18 protein-coding genes and 1 pseudogene are annotated in these 25692 nt (G+C 54.1%); 11 read left to right on the forward strand and 8 right to left on the reverse strand.

What is annotated here, in order from left to right:
* Nucleotides 1-231: 231 nt before the first annotated feature.
* From ACJ8PL_RS21920 to ACJ8PL_RS21940, 5 genes are all read left to right on the forward strand, one after another.
* A protein-coding gene (locus tag ACJ8PL_RS21920; protein WP_442531385.1) for an IS3 family transposase occupies nt 232-1343 on the forward strand; the annotation gives its coding sequence in 2 pieces (ribosomal slippage) (nt 232-478 and nt 478-1343; 1113 coding nt in all).
* An 85-nt stretch (nt 1344-1428) separates the two neighbouring features.
* Nucleotides 1429-3555 (forward strand): RecQ family ATP-dependent DNA helicase, encoded by a 2127-nt coding sequence (locus tag ACJ8PL_RS21925; protein ID WP_442531386.1) that lies wholly within the window; start codon nt 1429-1431, stop codon nt 3553-3555.
* On the forward strand, nt 3555-4946 hold the full coding sequence (locus ACJ8PL_RS21930) for a DNA-processing protein DprA (RefSeq protein WP_442531387.1): 1392 nt from the start codon (nt 3555-3557) through the stop codon (nt 4944-4946). Before ACJ8PL_RS21925 ends, ACJ8PL_RS21930 begins: the two co-directional genes overlap by 1 nt.
* A gap of 1238 nt (nt 4947-6184) precedes the next feature.
* Nucleotides 6185-6853, forward strand: a complete 669-nt coding sequence (locus ACJ8PL_RS21935; RefSeq protein WP_442531388.1) for a helix-turn-helix domain-containing protein — start codon at nt 6185-6187, stop codon at nt 6851-6853.
* A gap of 265 nt (nt 6854-7118) precedes the next feature.
* On the forward strand, nt 7119-8744 hold the full coding sequence (locus ACJ8PL_RS21940; protein WP_442531389.1) for a cholesterol oxidase substrate-binding domain-containing protein: 1626 nt from the start codon (nt 7119-7121) through the stop codon (nt 8742-8744).
* Between the two features lie 77 nt (nt 8745-8821).
* Here ACJ8PL_RS21940 and ACJ8PL_RS21945 read toward each other — a convergent pair whose 3' ends face one another.
* Nucleotides 8822-9139 (reverse strand): hypothetical protein, encoded by a 318-nt coding sequence (locus tag ACJ8PL_RS21945; RefSeq protein ID WP_016929740.1) that lies wholly within the window; start codon nt 9137-9139, stop codon nt 8822-8824.
* Between the two features lie 319 nt (nt 9140-9458).
* On the opposite strand from ACJ8PL_RS21945, the gene ACJ8PL_RS21950 reads away from it, so the two are divergent.
* From ACJ8PL_RS21950 to ACJ8PL_RS21960, 3 genes are all read left to right on the forward strand, one after another.
* Nucleotides 9459-10736 (forward strand): HlyD family secretion protein, encoded by a 1278-nt coding sequence (locus tag ACJ8PL_RS21950; protein WP_033639628.1) that lies wholly within the window; start codon nt 9459-9461, stop codon nt 10734-10736.
* Entirely contained in the window at nt 10729-12843 is a 2115-nt protein-coding gene (locus ACJ8PL_RS21955) for a peptidase domain-containing ABC transporter (protein WP_442531390.1), read from the forward strand. The genes ACJ8PL_RS21950 and ACJ8PL_RS21955 overlap by 8 nt, the downstream gene beginning before the upstream one ends.
* A gap of 159 nt (nt 12844-13002) precedes the next feature.
* Nucleotides 13003-13197 carry a hypothetical protein gene (locus ACJ8PL_RS21960; protein ID WP_126186674.1) on the forward strand — a complete coding sequence of 65 codons (195 nt, stop codon included), beginning with the start codon at nt 13003-13005 and terminating at the stop codon, nt 13195-13197.
* Between the two features lie 97 nt (nt 13198-13294).
* Here ACJ8PL_RS21960 and ACJ8PL_RS21965 read toward each other — a convergent pair whose 3' ends face one another.
* Both ACJ8PL_RS21965 and ACJ8PL_RS21970 read right to left on the reverse strand, forming a co-directional pair.
* Nucleotides 13295-15076, reverse strand: a complete 1782-nt coding sequence (locus ACJ8PL_RS21965; protein ID WP_016929737.1) for a hybrid sensor histidine kinase/response regulator — start codon at nt 15074-15076, stop codon at nt 13295-13297.
* Complete coding sequence (locus ACJ8PL_RS21970) at nt 15073-15705, reverse strand: response regulator transcription factor (protein ID WP_016929736.1); 633 nt, start codon at nt 15703-15705, stop codon at nt 15073-15075. The genes ACJ8PL_RS21965 and ACJ8PL_RS21970 overlap by 4 nt, the downstream gene beginning before the upstream one ends.
* Nucleotides 15706-15880: 175 nt before the next feature.
* Between ACJ8PL_RS21970 and ACJ8PL_RS21975 the strand changes: the two genes are divergently transcribed.
* Nucleotides 15881-16195 carry a lipoprotein gene (locus tag ACJ8PL_RS21975; RefSeq protein WP_004941478.1) on the forward strand — a complete coding sequence of 105 codons (315 nt, stop codon included), beginning with the start codon at nt 15881-15883 and terminating at the stop codon, nt 16193-16195.
* Between the two features lie 195 nt (nt 16196-16390).
* Entirely contained in the window at nt 16391-19483 is a 3093-nt protein-coding gene (locus ACJ8PL_RS21980) for an autotransporter outer membrane beta-barrel domain-containing protein (RefSeq protein WP_442531391.1), read from the forward strand.
* 138 nt (nt 19484-19621) lie between these two features.
* Here ACJ8PL_RS21980 and rluF read toward each other — a convergent pair whose 3' ends face one another.
* The 3 genes and pseudogenes from rluF to ACJ8PL_RS21995 all read right to left on the reverse strand — a co-directional run.
* The gene (gene rluF, locus ACJ8PL_RS21985; protein ID WP_016929734.1) at nt 19622-20491 is read right to left on the reverse strand and encodes a 23S rRNA pseudouridine(2604) synthase RluF; all 870 of its coding nucleotides are present in this window, start codon (nt 20489-20491) and stop codon (nt 19622-19624) included.
* Between the two features lie 138 nt (nt 20492-20629).
* Complete coding sequence (locus ACJ8PL_RS21990) at nt 20630-21433, reverse strand: aminoglycoside nucleotidyltransferase ANT9 (protein ID WP_028127795.1); 804 nt, start codon at nt 21431-21433, stop codon at nt 20630-20632.
* 42 nt (nt 21434-21475) lie between these two features.
* Nucleotides 21476-21913 (reverse strand): annotated as a pseudogene (locus ACJ8PL_RS21995) (winged helix-turn-helix transcriptional regulator); the annotation flags it as partial.
* A gap of 95 nt (nt 21914-22008) precedes the next feature.
* Here ACJ8PL_RS21995 and ACJ8PL_RS22000 point away from each other — a divergent pair.
* A complete protein-coding gene (locus ACJ8PL_RS22000; protein WP_116404004.1) occupies nt 22009-23220 on the forward strand; it encodes an MFS transporter in 1212 nt (403 codons plus the stop codon).
* 8 nt (nt 23221-23228) lie between these two features.
* Here ACJ8PL_RS22000 and ACJ8PL_RS22005 read toward each other — a convergent pair whose 3' ends face one another.
* Together ACJ8PL_RS22005 and ACJ8PL_RS22010 are read right to left on the reverse strand one after the other, a co-directional pair.
* Nucleotides 23229-23654: a GNAT family N-acetyltransferase gene (locus ACJ8PL_RS22005; RefSeq protein ID WP_016926687.1), complete on the reverse strand. Its 426-nt coding sequence runs from the start codon at nt 23652-23654 to the stop codon at nt 23229-23231.
* Nucleotides 23655-23724: 70 nt separating this feature from the next.
* Entirely contained in the window at nt 23725-25689 is a 1965-nt protein-coding gene (locus ACJ8PL_RS22010) for an FUSC family protein (RefSeq protein WP_442531392.1), read from the reverse strand.
* Nucleotides 25690-25692 lie beyond the last annotated feature (3 nt).

Raw genomic sequence — 25692 nt, forward strand, 5'->3', positions numbered from 1 at the left:
TACCTCTAAGTCCGCGTAACAGCGGGCTTTTTTGTTTTTGCGTCTGGCACTTTCTGGCAGCCGTTAGCAACGGGAAGCACGGTTTTTTCAATGGAATTTTTGATGGTACTCTCTGGTTTCGAATTCAGGTTTGAAAAAGTACCATGTGATAAATTTCGGTTGAGTTATGGTATGGACTGACCCCACCCCGGTAGACGATCCTGCCCTATAGTTTGAGCATAGGAGGAGCGTATGGGCACACCACGATTTACACCTGAATTTAAGGAAGAAGCCGTCCGTCAGATAACGGAACGCGGTTATTCCGTTGCCGAAGTATCTGACCGTTTGGGTGTTTCTGCACACAGCCTCTATAAGTGGCTACGAGCTATCAAACCTGATACCAGCGAACAGCATGCCAGGGATTTACTGGAAGCCAAAAGCGAGATCCTGAAACTACGGGCACAGCTAAAACGTACCGAAGAAGAACGGGATATCCTGAAAAAGGCCGCGCGGTACTTTGCAAGGGAGCCCGACTGAAGTACCGCTTTATCAATGAGCACCGCACTGTATGGGGTGTGACGACGATGTGTCGGGTACTGCATGTCGCCCGGGCCGGGTTCTACGCGTGGCTGCACAACCCGGTCTCGGCGCGTGATAAAGATAACCAGCGTCTGCTGACGCTTATCCGTGATTCATATTCACTGAGCGGAGGCGTATACGGTTACCGGCGGGTTCATAGCGATCTGAACGAAATCGGGGAAACCTGCGGCAAAAACCGGGTGGGCCGTCTTATGCAACTGAACCGGATTAAAGCCGTGCGGGGCTATAAAGCACCACGGCGTATCGCCGGCCGACCTTCGGTGGTTGCCCCTAATCACGTACAGCGGCAGTTTACCGTTGTCCGGGCCAATCAGGTCTGGGTCACCGACATCACTTACATCCGCACCTGGCAGGGCTGGTTGTATCTGGCGGTGGTTATCGACCTCTTCGCCCGTAACGTGGTGGGCTGGTCGATGAAGCCGACCCTCTCACGCGAACTGGCACTGGATGCGCTGATGATGGCGGTCTGGCGACGTAAACCGGACAGCGAGGTCATCGTGCACTCAGACCAGGGTTGCCAGTATGGCAGCGACGACTGGCAACGGTTCTGTCGGGCCAATAACCTGGCACCCAGTATGAGCCGGCGTGGTAACTGTTGGGATAATGCAGTGGCCGAATCGTTCTTCAGTTCACTGAAAAAAGAACGCATCAGGAAGAGAATATACAAAACCCGGGATCTGGCCCGGGCGGATATCTTCGATTACATTGAAGTGTTCTACAACCGGGCCCGGCGTCACAGTCACCTCGGCGGCGTCAGTCCATAAATTTTTGGCAGAATCAGAGCCTGAGACTTGAGTTATAGTTTCGCCCTATACGCCAAAAATGTACCAAACATACTAGCAACAGAAGTTGCGCAGTAAAAAATATATTGATGCCAGTGGTAGGCTGGGGGGGTTAATGGTCTTTGATCCAAAACGCGCGTTACAACTTCTTCAAATCGGCTCCGGACGCGGGGATGCAAGTTTTCGTGATGGCCAAGAAGATGCCATACGTCATATTGTCGAAGGCAAGGGGCGTTTGCTGGTCGTGCAAAAGACTGGTTGGGGTAAGAGCTTTGTCTACTTTATCGCGACTAAAATATTGCGAGAAAATGGAAATGGCCCAGCGTTATTGATTTCTCCACTGTTGGCTCTCATGCGAAACCAGATAGCTGCTGCACAGCGGATGGGGGTTCGTGCCGCGACAATAAACTCTGATAATATGGATGAATGGGCTGTAATTGAAGGTGAATTGGCCAAGGGTAAAATCGATATACTACTGATCTCACCTGAGCGTTTGGCGAATGAGCGCTTCAGAACACAGGTTCTGTCCAGTATCGCAGCACAAATTTCGATGCTGGTCATTGATGAAGCTCATTGCATTTCAGACTGGGGCCACGACTTTCGGCCACACTATCGCCTGCTTGAGAGAATCGTCAAAACTCTCCCGCCAAACCTGCGGTTGCTCGCCACCACTGCGACGGCGAACAACCGAGTGATGGAAGATCTTGCTTCTGTCCTAGGTCCGAATCTTCACGTTTCACGTGGAGACTTAAACAGGACCTCCCTCTCCCTGCAAACTATCCGCTTACCAAGTCAGGCCGAGCGTCTAGCTTGGCTGGCAGAACAGCTAGGTACGCTAAAAGGTAATGGCATCATTTATACGTTGACTGTACGTGATGCTAATCAAGTGGCACAATGGTTGAAAGCTCAAGGCTACAATGTTGAAGCCTATACAGGTGAAACCGGTGCTCAGCGCGAGCAGTTGGAAGAGGCGTTGCTCAACAATGAAGTCAAAGCTCTGGTTGCAACAACTGCATTAGGTATGGGTTATGACAAACCAGATTTGGCGTTTGTTATTCACTTCCAGATGCCGGGCTCGGTTGTCGCCTACTATCAGCAAGTGGGGCGTGCAGGGCGAGCAATGGAGTCCGCTTATGGTATCCTCCTAAGTGGTCAGGAAGAGTCAGATATCACTGACTGGTTTATCCGTAGCGCCTTCCCGAGACGCCATGAGGTTAGATATGTATTGGAAGCGCTTGAAGACGAGCCCGAGGGGTTATCAGTTCCCGAGTTGTTGAACCGTATCAATCTCAGTAAAGGGCGTGTAGATAAGACGATTGCACTTCTTTCTCTTGAGTCACCGGCCCCCATTGCAAAACATGGCACTAAATGGCAACTCACCGTTGCAACGCTGAGCGAATCGTTCTGGGAGCGGGCTGAACGCCTCACAGCGCTCCGTCAGGAAGAGCATCAACAGATGCAGCATTACGCGAGCCTACAGTACGGTGATCATATGGGGTTCCTAATTGGAGCTCTAGATGGCGACCCATCAAGTGTTACAGCACCTACCTTACCCCCACTGCCCTCAACCGTTAATGAAGCACTGGTCAAAGCAGCCATAGAATTTCTTTGTCGCACTAGCTTGCCTATTGAACCCCGCAAGAAGTGGCCTGATGGCGGAATGCCTAAGTATGACGTTAGAGGAGTCATCGCTCCTGCATATCGAGCTAATTCGGGTAAAGCACTTTGTGTATGGGGGGATGCTGGTTGGGGACGTATTGTAAGAGAAAATCGCTATAAAGATGGATATTTTTCTGAACAATTGGTTCAGGCATGTGCTGAGATGTTTCATCAATGGGGGCCCACACCAGCCCCTGAATGGGTCACAGCTATCCCATCTTTGAAGCATCCAGATATTGTTCCGAGTTTTGCTAAAAGACTTGCCGCTGCCGTAGGGCTGCCTTTTCATCAAGTGCTCGTAAAAACTGAAGATAGGCCAGAGCAAAAGACTATGGCGAACTCCTCTCAGCAGGCACGTAACCTTGATGGCTCTCTTGCATTAGCCAATGAGCCTATTCCTAGTGGACCAGTGTTACTTGTTGATGACATTGTTAATTCTCGATGGACGCTAACAGTGGCAGCATGGCTCCTCCGAAAGGCTGGGAGCGGTGAGGTTTGGCCAATAGCTCTTTCACAAACTGGGCACGATGACTGATGCAAAAGATTTCACCTAATACTCAAGCGATTCTGCTACTGACGGCACCACTGATTGCAGGACGTGGGATGCCGTCAGCTGAGCTTTTAACTCCGGGAGAATACAAGCGTCTTGCTCGTCATTTGCGTGAGATTCACCGTCAACCAGCAGACCTTTTAACCCCAGACGCTGATGAGATTTTACGCGCTTGCCAAACAGTGATTGATCAGAGTCGTATGCAACGTCTATTGGCTCGTGGTTTTCTATTAAGTCAGGTGCTGGAACGCTGGCAAGCGAGAGCTATTTGGGTTGTAAGTCGTGCAGATCCTGGATATCCACGCCGCCTTAAAGCTCGGCTGCGTGAAGACGCTCCAGCAATACTTTATGGCTGTGGCGATATTAGGCTACTTGACGCAGGTGGGCTAGCAGTTGTTGGATCGCGCAATGTGAGTGAGCCATTAATTGACTATACCATGTCCATTGGACGGTTAGCCGCCTGTGCTGGACGGGCCATTGTGTCTGGGGGGGCAAGAGGCATTGATCAAGCTGCCATGCGTGGTGCATTGGAGTCAGGCGGAAAGAGTATTGGTGTGCTTGCTGAACACCTTGAAAAGGCCGTAATGAATCGTGAAGAAAGAAATCGTTTACGTGACGGTAACCTCACACTAGTTTCTGCCTATGATCCAAACGCTGGTTTCAACATTGGGCATGCCATGCAGCGCAATAAGTTGATTTATGCATTGGCGGATACATCGTTGGTGGTGAATTCCGACCTTAATAAAGGGGGGACATGGGCTGGTGCCATTGAACAACTGGAGACACTAAGGTTCGTCCCTGTTTTTATTCGCTCGACGGGCGAAGCTTCCGAAGGTTTAATCGGATTACAAAAGAAAGGCGCACTTCCTTGGCCCAACCCGCAAAGCGTTGAATCCTTCAAAGACGTATTCAATATAGCGATGCCAATGCCTGCAGCCTCTCCACAGTTAGATCTTTCTCTGTCGTCGAAAGAGGGCACATTGTTGGCTGACGTCAAAACAGCAGAGCAAGTCTCATGCAGATCGGATTCGCAGACCGAGATTGAGCTGTCAGAATCTGCTGACATTGTTCTTGAAGAACAGTCAAAAGCTGAGGCATCGGAAGAATTATCCCCATTAACAAAAGAGTCTTTAGCATCCACAAAGGACATTAAAAAATTTGAGCATGCTGAAGCAACGCCGGCCGAGGTGCTCTTCACAGCTGTACGCGCAGCGATCCAGCAACTTTTGAGCACTCCGATGAATGACGCCGAAGTAGCAGTTGCGTTGAATGTGTCGAACTTACAGGCCAAGGCATGGTTACAACGTCTGATTGATGAGGGAGTTTTGGAGAAGCAGAGTAGGCCCTTGCGTTACGTTGTTAAGAAAAAAGGATAATTAGTTAAAATCGAGTGGTGTAATCCCCTTGAGCCATTTTGAGTATGGTATTGTTCATGGTCTTTGCAATTTTTTTATATTTATGTTTTTGATTTATATTGATATTTTTGTTTTGTTTATAATCGAGAGGGAGTAATCCCGCGTCCGGCGTAGGCTGGCGTCAGTGAACCACACATGAGAACCAAACCCGCTTAACGGCGGGTTTTTTTATGCCCGATGTTTGGCGCCCTAAGCCGTAGACGGCCTCCGAGCCGAAAGGAGGGCTGGGTTGAGAGAGGGGCGAACGGAGAAGACAGTCCGCACGGAGCAGCCCGCGCTTTGCTTACGGCTCATTTCCTGAGACGCGGCGTTTTCCATCTCGGCTTTGCGCCTATCCGCAGCACGGTATTCTGCAACCACGCGCACTTCGTCGGCGCGACGATATCGTCGGATAACGGGTCTTTATTCACCGTACCCGCCGGGACGCGGCATTAAAATGAATTGCCGTATTGAGGCGCGTCGACTCATCGGCATCGGGCTATAGCGTAGCTAATTAATCCTCTGCGAAAATTAAAGGACTCTGCAAGCCTTTTTATGGGATTTTTCTGAAATACTTGGTCTGACGAATAAATATATCAGAAGGATATGGCGAATTAGTCTATTTCTTATTTTATAAATCTTTCCTTCTGTTTTTATTAGGGAAATTAGCGGTTTCATTGTATTTAATAACGATTCTCAAGGGCGGATTCTAAGTTTTATCAGCATTAGTTTCTTGGAGTTGAAATTATAATTGTATGATTTTTCTTATCTTTTAATTATCGTCGTAACATAAAGTGCGAACTGTATAATTATCTGGCATTTGATATTTTCTAAGCTATCTACATAGGCTACTCTAAATGTAAGGGTATTAAAATGTACCGCCGAGAGGGAGGCAAGTGATTTATCAATGGATACCAGGACATGCTTTCTTTTGACTGCTTAGTTGCACAACTTCAGGATGGATATTGGTCGAGATGAAAGAGACAGGAAAAGCCTTCACTAGGGAAAAGCTTTATAAGAATTATACCAATAACGTCACGCGGAGGACGTCTACCCCAAAAGAAGTATCTCTCTGTCAATCAACTATGAAAGGTTCATCGTTTTTCACATTCTAATCCTAATTGCATGATTGCGGCAGCGCTTTGTTTTTCATTTTAATGGATAAAAGCCCAATGAACAGGTTGTCTGAGGGTGGGTTTTGTTAGGGCATGGATGTCATTATGAGTTACCAGCATAGTATCGTGGTCGAGCTAGTTAATTTGATCGAGATGAATATACAGCATGATCTCTCGATAGAAAAGTTATCGGATTTGTCTGGTTATTCGAAATGGCACTTGCAAAGAATGTTTCAGCGTTATACGGGAATGAAAATAGCGACGTATATCAGAAATAGGCGCCTGAGCAAGTCCGCCGTTATGCTCAAACAGTCTGATTTAAAAGTATTGGAAGTGGCTACTGCTATCGGCTTTAGCTCGCAGCAGGCTTTTAGCCGCGCCTTTCAACGCTTTTTCGGTGAGAGCCCAAAGGACTTTAGAACGAGCCAGGAATGGGACTTTTCCAAGCACCTCCCTCCTTTTTTAATACAAAATCCGTCAGCATATCATTTTGTCGAAATGCCCAAGAACATATACCTGCTTAAGGGATATAAGTTTTTTCTCTATCATTCGATGAGCGCTTCCAGCTCTGGAGGAGAGGAACGACAGAAATACAGCAGCCGCACAGGGAAAAACACCGATACGTCAATGCGCACGGTAAAGTTGGCATCATCCGGTTGGGAGGTAACGCTCAGCAAAGGGTACTACGAGACACGCAATCTGACGTTGATAAGAGGGCAGTATTTGTTGTTCGAGTTTAACGGCAGGTTGAACGAATACCTGGTTTTTTTTTGACAGCATCTATGACGCCTATCTTCCTTTGCTTGGCGTGCGAATAAGAAACGGCTTTTTAATTGAATTGCATAAAGAAAAGAATTTTCAATACGCAGAACTTAACGTCAAGGTGTTGGTTTATATTGGCAAGTCTTGACGCTATTCGGGCAGTAAAACAGAGGGGGGTATCCCAAGGAAAAGGAGGTGCTTATCAGGGTGATTAATTAGCGCTCGGGCTGTTGCCGTTTTTATCTCTATCGATTTTAATTTTAAAAGGAAGTCAGTTATGACTAGTTCTAGTTTGAACACGTTCCCTGTGGGTTATGAGTATGTCAACTTTGTTAATTGGTCAAAAGAAATCTCCGGCAATCATATTCTGACCTGCTATCCACAAAATACGGATGAGCTCTTGGCCGTGATTAACTGGGCGCATGAGAATAAATATTGCGTGCGTCCGGTTGGCATCAAGCACAACTGGTCACCGCTCGTTATTGCAAACGGGGAGGATAACAGCAATGTCGTGCTGATCGACCTCACCAGGAAATTCAAAAACATCTCAATCAATAAAGTGGAAGAGCATGGATACGTCACCGCGCAAACGGGGGTGACAATGCAGGCTTTGCTCACTGAATTAGAAAAAAAGAAACTCGGCTTTTATGCGACGCCGGCGCCTGGTGATCTGACCCTGGGTGGCGTGCTCGCCATCGGCGGCCATGGAACCTGCATCCCGGCAAAAGATGAGCGTCTGGCTGAGTTTGCCAGCTTTGGTTCCGTGAGCAATAGCGTGGTGTCGCTAAAAGCTGTCGTTTGGGATCAGGCACGGTCGAAGTATGTATTAAAGGAGTTTACGCGTGATAATGCGGAGAGCTCGGCATTCCTGGTGCATGTCGGCCGGGCTTTTATCAGCGAAGTGACGCTGCAGGTGCCGCGCAACAGGCGTTTACGCTGTCAAAGTTATGTTAATGTCACCGCGGCGGATCTTTTTTCCACTGCGAGCACGACAAAAAATACCTTCAGCCATTTCTTGGATCTGTGCGGGCGCGTTGAAGTCATCTGGTTCCCGTTCACGGAAAAACCATGGCTGAAAGTGTGGAAGCAAGAAGATAGCTTCCCAAAAGTGTCAAAACCGGTTAATGGTCCATTTAACTATCCGTTCTCGGATAATTTGCCGGTTAAAATTTCAGATATCATTAAAAAAATCAATAATGGCCACCCGGAGCTGACCCCGACACTCGGCAAGGCGCAGATGGAGTTGGTCAGCATTGGTTTAGGGGCCACCGTGTCGGCGGATCTGTGGGGGTGGAGCAAGGATCTGCTGTTGTATGTGAAGCCGACAACGCTGCGCGTGACGGCCAATGGTTACGCGATAATCACGAAACGGAGCAATATTCAGAATGTATTGCACGATTTCACGAAAAAATATGAAGAAATGGTGGCCGATTACCAGCGCAAAAATTCATTTCCGATGAATGGCCCAATTGAAATTCGCGTCACCGGGTTGGACAGTGCAAAAGAGAGCGCGGTGGCCAATGCCATTGTTCCCGATCTTTCGGCCATTCGCCCCGTTGAATCCCATCCGGAATGGGATGTCGCGATCTGGTTGGATATTCTGACCATGCCCGATACGCCGGATGCCAATAAATTCTACAGTGAAATGGAAAAATGGATTTTTAGCCACTATGCGGGCGACTATGCGACGGTTCGCGTAGAGTGGAGTAAAGGCTGGGGTTATACTTCACAGGCAGCGTGGCAGGATAAAACCGTACTCGAAGAAAAAATTCCGCGCAGCTTTAATGCCGGGGCAGGGAAAAATGACAGTTGGAATCATGCCTGCAACGTGCTGAATAAGTATGATCCGCACAACGTGTTCTCCTCTCCATTGACCAAAGCGGTTTTCAAACAGAAGAGTTAGTGAGTGCGTAATTGAAATAACCACCTGATTGGGCAGGTGGTTAGCATTATTAATCTTTCAGAGGGAGTCGCTTGTTTTCAAGCACCCCATTCTTTCTCGTAATGATATTCGATACGGCTTGCATCCCCGCCCAGCAGGGAGCCTACGGCTGCAACGCTTTTAAATGCCGCATAGCCAAGCGAGTCCGCGACATTATGAACGGCGCCCAAGCCAAAACCGATCGCGTTGAACCCTTGGCCTACGGAAGAGATCAATCGGGTATTAAGCGCATCATTGGCCAATTTTACGGTATCAATGACAACATCGCCGGCAAATCCTGATACAAAGCTTGCCGTATCGGAAATAATCCCAGCACCAGAAACGATTTCGATCTCTGCAGTATTTAGCTCTTTCATAGTAAATCCTTTCAACTTTATCCCTATGCCTCAGGAACGAAACGTAAAGCGTTTCGCCACTTAATTCTCGCGGCCTCTGTGAATGACGGCTTGATGAGAATACGCTTAGATTAAAGAGGTCGGCGTTGCAATATGCAACTCATAACGCCGACGATAATATTAGGGTCGCACTTTTTGTGACGTTTAAGCAGTTTTATGATTTTTAAGATTATTATTACTTGTGGGTTTTGCCAACAAGGACTAAATCTAAATAAGCGCCGTGTTGGGCCATGGATAAGATAAAAATGAACGGTGTCGCTATATATGGAGAGGTCAGAATTTGTTTAGGGAAGAGGCCTTATCGCATAGTCGTTCTAAATGGGCAGGAAAAGCATTGTTAATTGCAGGGTTGCCGGCCTGGGTCATCGCGGGCATTTCACTTTCATTCGTTTCTGTGCTGATCATTTTCGTGACCTATGGCGGTTATACCCGGCGTATCAGCGTGGGCGGAGAGGTCACGACGCTGCCAAGATCGGTCAACATATTTGCTACTCAGCAGGGATTCATTGCACAACGCTTTGTCAATGTGGGCGATCAGGTAAAAAAAGGGCAGCATCTTTATCAGATAGACGTCAGCAGGGTGACGGATTCCGGCACCGTCAGCGCAAGCACGCGGCAGGCGATAGAAAATCAACTGGCGCAGGTCGATAGCATCATCGCCAAATTGGAGGCGAACAAGAAAACGACCTTGGTCAATCTGCAAGCGCAGATTGACCAATATAAACTGGCGCACAGCCAGTCCAAACAGATGGTCGAAAATTCACGCAACGGCGTTAACTTTATGCGCGAAACCATGAAAAATTACGATGAGTATCGCAGTAAGGGGCTCATTAATCGGGATCAGCTGAATAACCAGGTTTACCTCTACTATCAGCAGCAGAGCACGTTCCACAGTCTCTATAACCAAAGCATTCAAGAGTCTTTGCAGATAACTAATCTGAATAGCGATCTCGCGACAAGAGCGTCCGATTTCGATAATCAAATCTCGCAATATCAATTTCAGCGCAATGATCTCCTGCGGCAGCTGGCCGAAGCGGACGCCAGCGGCTCATTGATTGTCAATGCGCCGGCGGACGGGCGTGTTGAATCGCTCAGCGTGACGCCTGGGCAAATGGTCAATACGGGGGACAGCCTGGCGCAATTAATCCCCAGTAATCATGCCATCTATTATTTGGTTTTATGGTTGCCCAACAGCAGCGTGCCTTACGTGAGCCGAGGCGATCATATCAACGTTCGTTATGACGCCTTTCCGTATGAAAAATTTGGTCAGTTTCCCGGCGTGATCGAAAGCATCGCTTATGTTCCCGCATCAATTCAGGAAATGTCCACTTACAGCAGTTCGCCAACTCGACAATCGGCTGAACTGGTTGAGTCGTACTACAAAGTGCTGGTGGCTATCGATAACACGCAGTTCGGCTATCAGGGAAAGCAGCTGAACCTTTCAAGCGGCATGAAGGCGCAAGCTACGCTTTTCCTGGAGAAAAGACCCATCTACCAATGGATGTTCGCGCCATTTTATGACATGAAAAACAGTGTGTCGGGGCCACTTCGTGAATAAAGTTTATGAGAATATCGTTGGCAAGCTAAACCTGTCGCTCAGAAGAAAAGTGCCGCAGGTCTTGCAAACGGAGGCCGCCGAATGCGGGCTGGCCAGTTTAGCGATGGTGTGCGGCTATTACGGCATGCACATCGATATGCTGTCGATGCGCCAGAAGTTTGATATCTCGGCCCGCGGCGCCACCCTGAGCTCGCTGATCGCGATCGCCGAGAATCTCAATTTGAAAACGCGGGCTTTATCCTTGAGCCTGGATGAGATTCACCAGGTGAAAAGGCCCTGCATATTGCACTGGGATATGAATCACTTTGTGGTCCTGGTCAACATTCGCGGTGGACGGATAACCCTGCACGATCCGGCATTTGGCCGCCGGGTTATCGGCCTGCAGGAGTTTTCCCTTCATTTTACCGGAATAGCTTTAGAGGTATGGCCAAGCAGTGAATTCACGCCTGTGGTGCAGAAAAACCGCCTGCACTTTAGAAAACTGCTCAACAATGTCACCGGTCTTAAAAGCGCGCTGGTAAAAATTTTCGCTCTGTCGCTGGTCATTGAGGCCGTCAACCTGCTGATGCCCGTCGGGACTCAGTTGGTGATGGACCACGTCATTCAGGCCGGCGACCATAATTTATTGGTCATTATTTGCGTCGGTTTACTGTTTTTTATCTTGTTCCGCACCTGCGTTTCGATGTTTCGCTCGTGGATCTCCATCGTGATGGGCGCGCTGATCGATATACAGTGGAAATCAGGGCTGTTTGATCATTTGATGAAGCTCCCGCTTGCCTATTTTGAAAAGCGCAAGCTGGGTGATATTCAATCGCGCTTTGGCTCGCTGGACGCCATTCGCACCACGTTTACCACCAGTATCGTTTCCAGCATCATTGATGGCATCATGTCGGTCGGCGTATTTATCATGATGTTCATGTACGGCGGCTGGCTGGTGTGGGTAGCCTCCGGCTTTACGGTCTTATATGTTCTGCTGCGCCTTTCGACCTATCGCTATTATCGGCAAGCGTCCGAGGAGCAATTGGTGAAGTCGGCGAAAGCCAGCTCACATTTTATGGAGACGTTGTACAGCATCGCGACGCTGAAGTCGTTGGGGTTGGCGGGAACGCGTTCGCAGTTCTGGCTAAATTTAAATATCGATACGGCAAACGCCAATATTCGGGTGACGAAGCTCGATATGTTCTTTGGCGGCGTGAATGCGTTTCTTGCGGCCTGCGATCAAATCGTTATCTTGTGGTTAGGCGCGTCTTTAGTGATCGACAGTCAAATGACATTAGGCATGTTTGTCGCCTTTAATGCCTATCGGGGGCAATTCTCCGATCGCGCGTCAAATCTTATCGATATGGTAATTCGGCTGCGAATGCTGAATTTGCATAATGAAAGGCTGGCGGATATCGTGCTTTCTACGACAGAGGAAGAGAAGCCCTATCGCAAGATATGCAATCCCAACGAGGCGGTGACTTTTGAAGTGCGCGATCTGCTTTATCAATATGACAGCCTTTCGCGCCCAGTGATCCCCGGGCTCAGCCTGCAGATCGCGGCGGGAGAAAGCGTGGCGATCGTCGGGCCTTCAGGCGTCGGCAAAACCACGTTGATGAAGCTGATGTGTGGGTTGTTGGAACCGACGGAAGGGCGCTTGTTTATCAACGGCATTAACATTCATGATATTGGCATTAATAATTATCGGGAGTGCATCGCGTGTGTATTGCAAGAAGATAAACTGCTTGCTGGTTCAATTGCCGAGAACATATGCAGTTTTGATGCTCATCCCGATACGGAATTTATCGTTGAATGCGCCAAGCATTGCAATATTCACGACGATATTATGAAAATGCCGATGGGATATGAAACGTTGGTGGGCGAATTGGGGGGGAACCTTTCCGGCGGACAAAAACAGCGGGTTCTTATCGCCCGCGCGTTATATCGAAGGCCCAGTATTCTGTTTATGGACGAAGCGACTAGTCATTTGGATCTGGACAATGAAAAAAGGGTGAACGAAGCCATATCCTCGTTGAAAATGACCCGCGTTATCATTGCTCATCGGCCATCGACGATTGCATCGGCAGATCGGGTAATTACATTGCAACCTGTAAATACAATGACATAATTGTTTGATGAAATATAAAATTTTATATTTATTTCATCTTTGATTAAGATTTTCGTTATTGAGTTAATTTATTGAGCGTCTTATACCTAAAACGTGAACCGACGGTTCATAAAAGGCAGTCTTTTTTAATTGATTCTTTTTAGTGAATGGAGATGAAAAATGAGAGAATTAAACTCAACAGAAGTTCAGCAGGTGAACGGCGCAACGATTGGCCTGGGTTTGGCTATCATCGGCAAGGTTGTTAACAGCTGGGGAAACGCGTGGAATAATGCCTGGGGCGGTTGCACACCAAAACCGCCGGTATGTAAACCTGAGCCGCCGGTCTGCAAACCAAAACCGCCTAAATGCGATTAATCGTATTTAGATAACGCAGCGTAATATGCGGCAGGCTTAATGTTTTATTCATTAAGCCTGCCTTATTGCTGGCGGATAACGTGCGCCATCGACGCAGTTAACTTGCCCCCCACTGGGTCAGCAGCGCATGCAGCCTGGCCGGCTCCAGCGGCTTGCGCAGCACCAGATAGCCTTCCTGCTCGGCCTCTTGCAATATTTGCGAATTGAACTCGCCGCTGACCATCGCGCCGCTCACGTCCGGCAGGCGTTCGAACAGCGCTTTCAGGATGTCGAAACCGCTCTCGCCGGAACGCAGGCGCTGGTCGCACAGCACGGCGAACGGCGTAAAACCGTCGTCGACGATGGCGAAGGCCTCCTCGGCGGAGGCTGCGCAGCGCACGGTGATGCCCCAGGTGCTCATCAGGCTCTCCCAGGCGGAGGTCACCAAGGGATCATCGTCCACCACCAGGCAGGCGCCGCGCAGTGGTGCATAGCGGGTAGGCGTGGCGGTGTTGTCGTAGGCGGCCGCGGTTTCCGGCGCTTTGTCTTCGCCGATGTATTGCGTGAAGCGCATCCAGAAACGCGATCCTTTGCCTTCGACGGAGTGCATGCCGTACTTCACCTTCATCAGCTTGGCGCAGCGCGCCACCACCGCCAGCCCCAGCCCGTGGCCGGCGCTGTCGATTTTCCACGCCAGCTCGGGGCGGTAGTAAGGGGAGAAGATTTTGCTTTTCTCTTCGTCGGCGATGCCCACGCCGGTGTCCCACACTTCCACCAGGCACTCGGCGCCGCGCGGGCGGATGGCGATCAGCACGCCGCCCCGTTGCGTGTAGCGCAGGGCGTTCTGGATCAGGTTGATCAGCGATTGCCGCACCAGCAGCGGATCGCCCATCACGCTGATACGCCGTCTGGGGCGCCAGGTGCGCAGCGTCAGGGCGCGGCTGTTGGCCTCTTCGCGGAACAGGGTGACCACCGAGTCGAGCAGGGCGCCGATATCCACATGGGTGGCGGCGGTGCGCACGTTGCCGGATTCGATTTTGCTGAGATCGAGCAGCGAATTGAACATCAAATGCACCGAACGCACGCTCTGCTGCAGATCCAGCAGCTGCGGCGTCAGGCTGTCGTCGCGGTTTTTGTGGATGATGGCCTCGATCAGAAAGCCCATGGCGTGCACCGGCTGGCGCAGATCGTGGCTGGCGGTGGTCAGGAACTGGTTCTTGTCCAACAGCGCCTGTTCCGCCTCTTCTTTAGCCTGGCGGAACTGCTCCGCCAGGCGCGAGCTTTGCTCTTCGAGCAGCGCCTGCTGAATAAAGAACGCATGCGAGGTTAATGCGTGGCGGTAAATGGCGAAGCCGTACAACAAGTTCAGCATCAGCACGATGAACATCACGTCTTCCAGCCGCCAGATGATGCCGAGGTTCAGCAGCCCCCAGGAGGCGAAGAAAAAGCGGGTAAAGGTGCTGATGACGGGCGTCAGGTGCGTTGCGTTGGCGGCGACGATCGCGGCGATGCTGATATTGAGCAGCAGGAAAAAGTCAAAGTTATGGGTCTGCGGCGTAATTAAATAGAGTGATGAGATCCCCAACCCGTGAATAAAGGCCACCTTATTAATACGCGGCAGCCAGCGGCGCAGCACGGCGTCTTCATCATTTTCTTTGGCTTCGCGCTGGTAGCGCCGATGCCCTATTCGGATCGCCACGGCGCATAGCAGGTAAACGATGATCCAGGCAATGGTTGGGCCGAGCTTGTCGCCCAGCAAATAAATCCAGATGGCGAAAGGGATGCCGACAAAAGGCACGGCGGTGAAGCTGAACACCAGCCGCATGAAGGTGTTGTCCAGCAGGCGGATCTGCGCGCGCGGGGAGATGCCATCATTTTGTAAATGCTGGAAAAACCTCATGACGACGGATCCCGTTTGCCGTGCAACAGCGTGATGGCTTCCACCCGGCTGTTGACGCCGATCTTTTTCAATATATTGCTGATATGTTCTTTTACGGTGGGTTCGGAAATAGACAGTTGCGTCGCAATTCTTTTATTTGGTAGGCCGCGCAGCATCATAGTTAATACGTCGATTTGCCTCGGCGTTAAATTGAATTTATTTAAGTGTTCATGGTGGCTTTTAACGGTGGCTTCATTACCGTCAGGGAACCATTCCTGATTATTATTCAGCGCAAAAACCGCCCTGGCGAATAATTCCGGTGGTTCGTTTTTTAACACGAATCCATGCCCGCCGGCATTGTTAACTTTCTGCCAGATATCGTTATTCTCGTCGCCGCTGACCACCAAAATCCGCACCTGCGGATAACGTTGTTTTACTTCTTTGAGTAATTTCAACGCTGTACCGGAAGAGAGCCAAAAATCGATCACCAGTAAACGCGGTGGGCCATTTTCCCTAATATGGCGGTAGCAACTTTCTTCATTGGTCACCACATGCGCCTGTTTGAATCGGCAATGCGTGCTGAGAAAATTGGCGATGCCGCTTGCTACCAATGGATGGTCATCAACGACCAACGCATAATCCTGCCCCAAAGGATTCTCCTTTCGCCTTCAAATATCAGATAGGTCTGATGAATTATTATCAACCCTCCCTACTTTAGGAGGGTTTTTTCGTTTAGGAAAGGGAAATATATTATTCGAGGATTTGGATAAGAGAAAACATAAAGCCAATCGGTAATTTTAACTGATTGGTTATAAAGGATAATTTATGAAGAAACCACTTATCGCTTTAACCGTTACGATGATGCTAGCCGGTTGTTCCACCCTGAAAACCGATCAGGCCATTCCATTACTGCAGGCGGAAACCGCCAAAATGCTGGGGCTGGGATCGTCGGACGAAATTACCGTGACCAACGTCAATGGCGCGCAGCCGGATGCGCTGGGCGGCCAAAAACTTTCTTATCGCGCCACCACGGAAAAAGGCCGCATTTTCGATTGCTCGTCGCTGATGATGCCGGGAATTTTAGGTTCATCGCCGTCGCTGAGCGCGCCGACCTGTACGCCGGTGGTCACGCATAAATAATTCGCTTTGGGGGGCGGTATTACCGCTTCCTGGTTTTTCATCGTCGGAGCGTCAGCGCCGGGGGGCAATAAGCTTTTGCTTCGACGATCACTAAACCGGCGTGCGCGAAATAACGCCTCACACCTCCTCTAGTGTATTGAGTTCCCTATAACAATAAATTTCGCGACATCACGCTAACGAGTACGGAGATAGCCCGTGAATGACAAGACATCGCACCCTTTAGCGGTTAGAACACCGCTTTCCAAACTTTACCTCGCTCTATTTTCCGCGCCGTTGTTGATGCTGGCGCCTGCCGATATCGCTCGCGCAGACGATGCCATTTTTGACGGCGACTCAAAAATTACCGAATCATTGGCCTACACCGGGGATGTTTACGTCGGCCGTAATCAAAGCGGCAACCTGCTGATCGAGAATGGCAAGATCAGCGCCTATAACATCAATATCGGCCGGATGTTCAACGGCCAAATTCATGACAGCCTGGTCACGGTCCGCGGGCCGAACGCCGAGCTGAACGCGGTGAACGATCAGTTCGTGCTGCGCGGCGGCCTGAATCTGGGGCGGGGCACTTTGCGGGTTGAAGACGGCGCGCTGGCCAGCGCGAAAGAGATCGTGGTCGGCACCACCCGCGGCTACGACAGCCACCTTATCGCCACCGGCGCCGGTTCTCGCGTCACCAGCAATTTTCTCAGCGTCGGCACCGACTTAGGGGCGCGATCCACGCTGGCGATTGAAGACGGCGCGGTGCTGAACACCGCCTTTGACGCGCGCATCGGCAATGGCAGCGGGCCGGGCGAGACCGATACGCTGAGCCCGAAAGCCACGGTCACGGGGGCCAATTCCCAATGGAACGTCGGCCGCGCGCTCACGCTTTACGGCGATCTGGACGTGCTGAACGGCGGCGCGGTCAACGTCGGTAATATTCAGGTGGCGGGCGTCTCGGGCGCGCGTAAAACCGCCGAGCTGACGATCGCCGGCAACGGCTCACGGTTTACCAGCGGCAGCAGTGTCAACGTCGGCGATTACGGCAATGGCGTGTTGGCGGTCATGGACGGCGGGACATTCTCCGCCGGCGGCAACGAAGTGGTGCTGGGCAAGGCCGGTTCCGGTTCTAACCGCGGCGCGCTGATTATCGGCAGCCGCGGCAACATGGATACCGGCACCGGGTTGACCGAGCCGACGCTCGGCGCGGCGGGCGCTGCAGGCACTATCGATGCCCAGACGGCGATCGCCCTGCGGGGCGGATTGTTCCGCAGCTATGTGTACTTCAACCATACCGACGGCAATTACGTCTTCAGCAACAAGATGAGCGGCGAAGGCGAGGTGATCAACACCGCCGGGCATACGACGCTGAACGGCGATCTCACTGGCCTGCAGGCGAACGTCACCGCGCGCGGCGGCAAGCTCATCATCGCCAGCGACATCAACACCCAGAAAGAAGACGACATCTTTGAGATCCAAACCCTCAGCGCCGAGAACGGCGGCACGCTGATCCTCAACGCGACGGCGGGCGCCGATGTCAATAACGGGCAGGGCTACAGCAGCGCAGCGTCGATCAAGGCCGGCGGCACGCTGGGCGGCAACGGCACGCTGGGCCAGACCGAGATCCTGTCCGGCGGCCATATCTCGCCCGGCGACGGCAATATCGGCACGCTGACGCTGAAACGCTACCTGAACTTTATCGGCGAATCCTTCTATGACGTCGATATCGCCGGCGACGGACGCAGCGATCAACTGCTGGTGGCGGGCAAAACCACCATCAGCGATCAGGCCAAAGTGCAGGTGACGGCGCTGGATCCGCAAACCAGCTATAAAACTGGCCAAAGCTACCGCATTCTGACCTCGGACGGCGGCATTGAAGGCCAGTTCGCGGCGGCGGTCTCCAAGTCTGCCTTCCTCGATGTGGCGTTGAAGCACAGCGCCAACGCCGTGGATCTGACCATCGCGCAGAAAGACACGGGGGGGGAAAACCCTGGCGGCGAGAATCCGGGCGGGGAAAACCCGGGCGGTGAGAATCCGGGCGGTGAGAATCCGGGCGGTGAAAATCCGGGCGGAGAAAACCCGGGCGGTGAGAATCCGGGCGGAGAAAACCCGGGCGGTGAGAATCCTGGGGGCGAGAACCCGGGCGGGGAAAACCCGGGGGGCGAGAACCCAGGCAGCGGCAAGCCGGGCATTTTCCAAACGGTGGCCGAAAGCGGCAACCAGTGGAATACCGCCGGCGCGCTCTCGACGCTGACGCAGAGCGGCCCTTCGCTGGCGCTGTACAACTCGCTGCTGCTGCTGAGCGCGCCGGAAGCGCGCGAAGCGTTCAATCAGCTGTCCGGCGAAGTCTATCCGTCGATGCAGTCTAACCTGATCGCCGGCAGCACCCAGCTGTTCAACGTGCTGAACCAGCGCATGCTGCGCCTGTTCGACAACGACAGCCTGCCGGTACCGCCGTTGGCGATGTCGCTGGTGCAACCGGCGCAGGCGCAAAACAGCGGCGTCTGGGGGCAGACCTTCAGTTCCTGGGGCAGAAACAGCGGCAACGGCAACGTGGGCAAGCTGGATGGCAATACCACCGGCTTCCTGTTGGGGGCTGATCGCAAACTGGCGGACCATAACGTGCGCATCGGCGGTTACTTCGGTTACAGCCGCGGCGACTACGACGTTGACAGCCGCCGCTCCAAGGCCGATACCGACAACTACCACCTCGGTCTGTATGCGGCCGGGCAGCAGGATGCGTTCTCACTGCGCGGCGCGCTGGGTTACACCTGGCACAAGATTGAAGGCAAGCGCAACGTCGATTTCAGCGGCTTCTCGGATCGGCTGAAGTCAGATTACGACGCGAACTCGCTGCTGGCGTTCACCGAAGCGGGTTACCGTTTCGGCCAGCCGGAGATGAACGTCGAACCGTTCATTAACCTGAGCTATATCCGCCTGCATACCGACAGCTTCCAGGAGTCGGGCGGCGCGGCGGCGTTGAGCGTGCGCAATGAAACGATGAATACCTTCTACTCCACGCTCGGGGTGCGCGGCGTGACCGAACTGCCGAAGAACGTCAGCCTCTACGGCTCGCTCGGATGGCAACATGCTTACGGCGATAAGAGCACCTCATCGCGCATGGCGTTTGCCGGCAGCGACGCGTTCGTCACGCAGGGCCAGGCCGTGGATGACAACATGATGGTGGGCGATATCGGCGTGAGCGTGAAACTGTCGCGCGCCGCGACGCTGGATGTCGGCTATCAGGGGCAATTCGGCGCCGATACCCGCGTTAATTCGGTCAACGCCAACCTGCGCTGGTCGTTCTGATTTTCCCTCTAGACTTCTCTGGTACCGACTGGCCCGCTTGATGCGGGCCTTTTTTATGGTGAGAACTCAGTGGCGGCCTGCGACTGACTTTTATGATAAAAAAGCCCGCGCAACGGCGGGCTGAGCGGGGGAAGGCGTTTAACGCCCTTTTTTCTTGCGCCCCGGCTGGGTAAAGCGCTTGCGGCCGGCCGGCGCAGCGGTTTTATCGGCGCTTTTCGGCCCGCCGGCGCTCGGCTTTTTCGCCGGGGCAGATTTGGCCGGGGCTTTCTTCGTCGGCTTGGCCTCTGACGAAGAGCCTTCAATCAGCTTGAACAGCTCAATCAGCTCGTCATCGGTCAGATCGCGCCATTCGCCCAGCGGCAAGCCTTTCAGGCTGACGTTCATGATGCGCGTGCGTTCCAGCTTGGTGACCTCATAGCCGAAGTGTTCGCACATGCGGCGGATCTGACGGTTCAGCCCCTGCACCAGCGTGATGCGGAACACGAACGGCGCTTCTTTCTTCACCTTGCACTTTTTGGTCACCGTGCCCAGCATCGGCACGCCGGCGCCCATGCCGCGAATAAACTCGTCGGTCACCGGCTTGTTGACCGTCACCAGATACTCTTTCTCGTGATTGTTGCCGGCGCGCAGGATCTTGTTGACCAGGTCACCGTGGTTGGTCAGAAAGATCAGCCCCTGCGAATCCTTGTCCAGGCGGCCGATCGGGAAGATGCGCTTGCTGTGGTTGACGAAGTCGGCGATGTTGTCGCGCTCGCCGTCTTCGGTAGTGGTGACGATGCCGACCGGTTTGTTCAGCGCGATCAGCACCAGATCTTCTTCATTGCGCGGTTCGATCAGCTGACCGTTAACCTTCACGACATCGCCGGCAAATACCTGGGCGCCAACGGTGGCGCGTTTACCGTTGATGAAAACGTTGCCCTGTTCGATGTATCGATCGGCGTCGCGGCGTGAGCAGATGCCGCTCTCGCTAATGTATTTGTTCAAACGAATGGATGAGTTGGTCAGCATGGGATCTCCGTAAAACGCGGACTATACATTACCCGGATGGCGCTGCGAAGCGAATCATGCAGGGGGCGGCGGCTATGAACAAAATCCGTCCCTGCATCAAAAAGTGCAGACGATAAGTGGTGTCGACAGGCCTGCGTCTTATTGCGATGCTGTTGTCGTCAATAGACTTGCGATCGTCGTTTTGGCATAGCCGATGAATGCCGCCAACGGCTGCTGATGCTGAGACAGGTCATCTATCGCTTGTCCGAGATAAACTCGCCGCGCGGTGCTAAGTACCGGCTGGTGTTCAGATGGCAAGCGTTCCAGCAGCCATTCGGCGGCCACATCTTTGGGGGCGATCCGACCGGTTGCCGCGCTGAACCAGATGCGCGCCAGCGCAAGCACAATGTTGCATTCGTCGCCATGCCAGTCATCAGGTTCGTTCCATTGACTCAGGGTATCGGTGAGCGCGGCGATGAAGTCACTGCGAGGGACGCTGTCATACAGGAGTTCAAAGGAGGCGCCGAACAGATGTCGATGATGCTGCCGGGCTTTGGTAAGCAGGATCGCCACATCAGGATCCAAGGTGGCGGGGGAGACAATTCCCACCAGCAACTCTTCACGCAGCCATTCGCCAAACTGTAACTCACGTCGTGGCGGATAGCGCCAAGGTTTGATGTCGGTCTGTACCAGCACGGTGACTTCCAGCGGGCGAAAAATACTGTCGGCATCTGGCGGAGCCGACACGGTCAGCAAAGCTTTCATGAGGGCGGCCCGAGTGGTTGACATCAGCGGCTTGCTGATGACGACCAAGATGTCGATATCGCTGTTGGGTTTAAGACCGCCATCGACCGCAGATCCATACAGATGGATGCCCAAGAGTGTCTCGCCGAGTTGCTCTGTCAGCACATTGTATGCGGCGTCGATCTGTGCGGCGATTTCGGCTGGAAGTGTTTCTTTTATAGCTAATTGGCGATTGTTAAAAGATGGCTCAAACCGTTCCCCCACCTTCACCACCCGGGTGTTAAGCGGGGTGAGCGTCTGCCCGGCGTTGCCGATCGGCGTCAGGCGCGGCACGGGGCGGCCGCTGTCGCTTTCCACCAGCGTTGAATGCGCCTCTCCTTCGGCGAACAAATGATCTTCCCCCCACTGGCGCAGGCCAACGATCACCGGAAATAGCGCGCGGCCTTTCTCGGTCAGCACATACTCCTGATAGGCACTGCCGTCTGCGGCGGGCACGATCTCCAGCACGCCGTGCGTCACCAGGGCGCGCAGCCGGGTGGCAAGGATGTTCTTCGCCATCCCCAGCCCTTTTTGAAATTCGCTGAAGCGGGTGATGCCGTCGAAGGCGTCGCGCACGATCAGCAGCGACCACCAGTCGCCAATCACATCCAGCGTGCGCGCCACCGGGCACGGCGCGTCTTCCAGGCTCTTACGTTTCACGACGATTATCTCCTGCTGCACATTCTGGTTGCATTATAAAACCTCTGCGCCTAAAGTTCATTGGGTTTAATAATGAAACCACATTGAGGTGTGCGATGAGCGACAAACTGCTGGAACCTCCCTGTGCGGCATTGGGGCGCCTGCCGGCCGCCCTGGTGCTGCTGTTGGCCGCCGCCAGCGCCTTTAGCGTGGCCAACGTTTACTATGCGCAGCCGCTGTTAGACGCCATCGCCCGCGATTTTTCCATCAGCCTGGCGGCGGTCGGCATGGTGATCGCCGTGACTCAGTTGGGCTGCGCGCTGGCGTTGCTGTTGGTGGTGCCGCTGGGGGATCGGTTGAACCGGCATCGATTGCTGGCGGGGCAACAGCTGGGGCTGATCGCTGCGCTGCTGCTGGTGGGCTGGGCGCCCAGTGCGGCCTGGCTGCTGGTGGGGATGATGTTGGTGGGGCTACTGGGCACCGCCATGACGCAGGGCCTGATCGCGTTCGCCGCCGCCCTGGCGCCGCCGCAGGAGCGCGGGCGGGTGGTCGGCGCGGCGCAGGGCGGGGTGGTGCTGGGGTTGCTGCTGGCGCGCACCTTGTCCGGCGCGCTGGCGGACGTTGGCGGCTGGCGCACGGTGTACTTCTTCTCCGCCGGAGTGACGCTGGTATTGCTGCCGATCCTGTCGCGCCTGCTGCCTGCGCCGCGCACCGCTCCCAGCACGCTGAGTTATCCCGCGCTGCTGCGTTCAATGCTGAGCCTGTTGCTGCATGACCGCACGCTGCAAATTCGCGGCATGTTGGCGCTGCTGATGTTCGGCGCTTTCAGCCTCTTTTGGAGTTCGCTGGTGTTGCCGCTGAGCCAGGCGCCGTTCAATTTCACCCATGCCGCGGTGGGAGCGTTCGGCCTGGTCGGCGCGGTGGGCGCGCTGGCGGCGGTGCGCGCCGGGCATCTGGCGGATCGCGGGCTGGGGCAGGCGGCCAGCGGCGCGTGTCTGCTGCTGTTGACACTGGCCTGGCTGCCGCTCGGTTTGCTCGGCAGCGGCCTGGTTTGGCTGGTGGCGGGCATCGTGCTGCTGGATCTGGCGGGCCAGGCGATCCACGTGCTGAACCAGAGCATGATCTTCCGCGCGCACCCGCAGTCGCATAGCCGGCTGGTGGGCTGCTACATGCTGTTTTACGCCGTCGGCAGCGGGCTGGGCGCCTTTGCCGGCACCCATATGTACGTCTGGGCGGGGTGGAGCGGCGTCTGCTGGCTGGGGGCGGGCGTCAGCCTGAGCGCGCTGCTGTTTTGGCGGCTGACGCTGCGCGGGATGCCGGATGCCTAGGGTAATAGCTAGCGGGCCGGCGAATGCATCAGGTAATAATCTTCTTCGCCGTCGTTGCCGGTAGAGATAATACGCCAACCGTGTTTGCGGTAGAACGTCAGCGCCTTTTCATTCTTCACCAGGCATTTCAGCGAGCCGGTGGCGGTGAAGGTGGCTTGCGCCGCTTGCAGCAGCGCACTGCCGACGCCGCGCGGCGGCTGATGGGGATCGACATACAGGTTATGAATGAAGTTGTCTTCGCGGTAGATGGAGACGAATCCCAGCAGCACGCCGCCGTCTTCCGCCACCCAAATCGCTTCGCCCAGCGTCGCGCGGTCGAAATCTTCCAACTGGTAGTTTGAGGTATTGCGCCAACCGAACGCCGCCTTGCGCGACGCCAGGTACAGCGTGCGCAGGAAGGGGCGATCGGCCTCTTGGTAAGGTCTTATTTGCATGACATCTCCCGGTGGTTTGTGCTCACTATAGCGCATGGCGCCGGGCGTGCATGGCCACAAACGGAAAATGCTAGGCGTCGCCCCAGGCGGGCAGGCGATTGACTCCGTCGCTCAGCTCCTGAGCAAGATGGCGCACGGTGTCGGCGTGCAGGGCGGCCGACGGTGGATGAAAGTCGGGCGCCCGCAACGCTTGCGGCGCGCGGGAAAGCTGCGCCGCATACTCGGCGAGAACGCGCCCGCCCTGACGTTGCACCTCTATCAGCGCCTGGCGTTCCTGCGCGGACAGCGCCGCGCCGCCGCCTGCCAGATAGGTGTTGAGCTTTTCGCTGGTCAGCAACAGGCTGCGCGTCTGGTTAAAGATCAGTTGGATATGCCGGGTGAAGCTTTCATGATTATCGTCCGCCAGCTGCCAGGTGGGCTCCAGCGTCACCCGGGCCACCACCGCTTCGCAGCCCTCGATCTTTTGCCAGATGCCGATGGCGTTTGTGTTCTCGCCGCCGAGGAAGCGCGACAGTTCCCGCAGCACGTTGGCAACCTGCTGCCGCAGTGACTCCCCTTCGTATTCCGGCCACAGCGTGGCGTGAATGAAGGTGGCGAACCCTACCCCCAGCACGATGCCGATCAGGCGATCGCGGATCTCGGTCAGCTCGGTGACCGGGCCGAAGCTTTCCAGCAGCGCCAGGGAAAAGGTGAACAGGATCTGTACCCCGGCATAGCTTATTTTCTCGGAGCCGGCGGCGATCCAGGCGGAGAGGGCGATCACCGGCAGCGTCAGCAGCAGCAAGCCGACGAGGCTGTCGAGGTGAGGCATGATCCACACCACCGAGATCAGCGCCAGCAGGCTGCCGATCGCCGCGCCGCCGAGACGCAGCCGCGCCCGCCGCTGTGTGGCGCCGAGGCTGGGCTGCGCCACGATCAGGCAGCTCAGCATGATGGTATGAATGCCGGACCAATCGACGGCGGTATAAAACACGTAGGCGACCAGCACGGTCAGCAGCGTTTTCAACGAAAACTGGATGTAAACCGGGTTGGTCAGGGCATCAGGGGTAAAGAAGGGCACTTTTTGCGGCGGCGTGGCCTGCAGGGCGTCGGCGTAGTCGCTGCGGTTGGCGTAGACCTGCAGGAGGCCGGCCATTTCATTGAGCGGCGCCGGCACCTGCGGATCGTCGCTGCCGGCGATCGCGACGGAAAATCGCAGCGCGCTGTCGTGGCTGATCGCGGTTTGCAGCGCGCGGCAGGCGGCGTCTATCTCTTGCGCCAATTGACGCGCGGCCGTGCCGAAAGCCGGCGGCAGCTGGTAGGCCAGAATATTGAGCTGCAACACCAAGGTGATCAGCGCCAGATAACCGGGCTCGTTGGCGCGGCAGCGATCGCTGCGCATCACCGAAAAGCGCAGCAGCTTGTGCAGCTCGGTGGCGTGCTGCGAGATGGCGCTCAGATCGCGCGTCTCGCCGCCGTTGGCCAACATAGCGCGGGTTTCGTCCAACACCGCGTTCATCCGGCCCTTTAGCTGTTTCAGCGGTTCAGCCGGCAGCAGCAGGGTATTGACGATCAGGGTGAGCAGGATGGCGTAGTTGATCGCCACCCATACCCACAGCACCAGCCGTATCACCACTTCCGCCTGCGGAGTGAGATCGACAAAGCTTTGCGTGTAGATCACCACCAGCGCCATCAGGAAGAACAGCACCCCAACCTTGGTCACTCGCATCAGGAACACGCTGAGGAAAAACAGCGCGCTGGAGAGCAGGATGCGCAGCATCGGGTAGTCGTAGGTGAATTTCAGCACCAGGATAGCGGCGCCGATCGCCAGCGTGGAGCTGACGAAAAACAGGATGCCGATTGCGCGGGTGATCACGATATTGGACTGTGTGATAAAGAAGACAGCGATCAGCGACAGCGCCAGCCACGGCACCTGCAGCGTCTGCGAGATCACGATGGCGATCGCGCTGGAGAGCAGGGCGCGGATCACCAGGTTGATGCGGCTGTCCGAAGGGCGCAGCTCGTCGATCAACTGGTACAGCCAGCCGTGAGACATCGT

It is taken from the genome of Serratia sp. CY83965, from assembly GCF_052166375.1.
GTDB lineage: Bacteria > Pseudomonadota > Gammaproteobacteria > Enterobacterales > Enterobacteriaceae > Serratia > Serratia marcescens.

What these genes read in the sequence shown, in the direction of transcription:
- ACJ8PL_RS21935 (WP_442531388.1), top strand. Translation starts at nt 6,185, where the DNA reads ATGAGTTACCAGCATAGTATCGTGGTCGAGCTAGTTAATTTGATCGAG.
- ACJ8PL_RS21965 (WP_016929737.1), bottom strand. Translation starts at nt 15,076, where the DNA reads ATGAGGTTTTTCCAGCATTTACAAAATGATGGCATCTCCCCGCGCGCG.
- ACJ8PL_RS21960 (WP_126186674.1), top strand. Translation starts at nt 13,003, where the DNA reads ATGAGAGAATTAAACTCAACAGAAGTTCAGCAGGTGAACGGCGCAACG.
- ACJ8PL_RS21930 (WP_442531387.1), top strand. Translation starts at nt 3,555, where the DNA reads ATGCAAAAGATTTCACCTAATACTCAAGCGATTCTGCTACTGACGGCA.
- ACJ8PL_RS22005 (WP_016926687.1), bottom strand. Translation starts at nt 23,654, where the DNA reads ATGCAAATAAGACCTTACCAAGAGGCCGATCGCCCCTTCCTGCGCACG.
- ACJ8PL_RS21975 (WP_004941478.1), top strand. Translation starts at nt 15,881, where the DNA reads ATGAAGAAACCACTTATCGCTTTAACCGTTACGATGATGCTAGCCGGT.
- rluF (WP_016929734.1), bottom strand. Translation starts at nt 20,491, where the DNA reads ATGCTGACCAACTCATCCATTCGTTTGAACAAATACATTAGCGAGAGC.
- ACJ8PL_RS21940 (WP_442531389.1), top strand. Translation starts at nt 7,119, where the DNA reads ATGACTAGTTCTAGTTTGAACACGTTCCCTGTGGGTTATGAGTATGTC.
- ACJ8PL_RS22000 (WP_116404004.1), top strand. Translation starts at nt 22,009, where the DNA reads ATGAGCGACAAACTGCTGGAACCTCCCTGTGCGGCATTGGGGCGCCTG.
- ACJ8PL_RS21945 (WP_016929740.1), bottom strand. Translation starts at nt 9,139, where the DNA reads ATGAAAGAGCTAAATACTGCAGAGATCGAAATCGTTTCTGGTGCTGGG.
- ACJ8PL_RS22010 (WP_442531392.1), bottom strand. Translation starts at nt 25,689, where the DNA reads ATGTCTCACGGCTGGCTGTACCAGTTGATCGACGAGCTGCGCCCTTCG.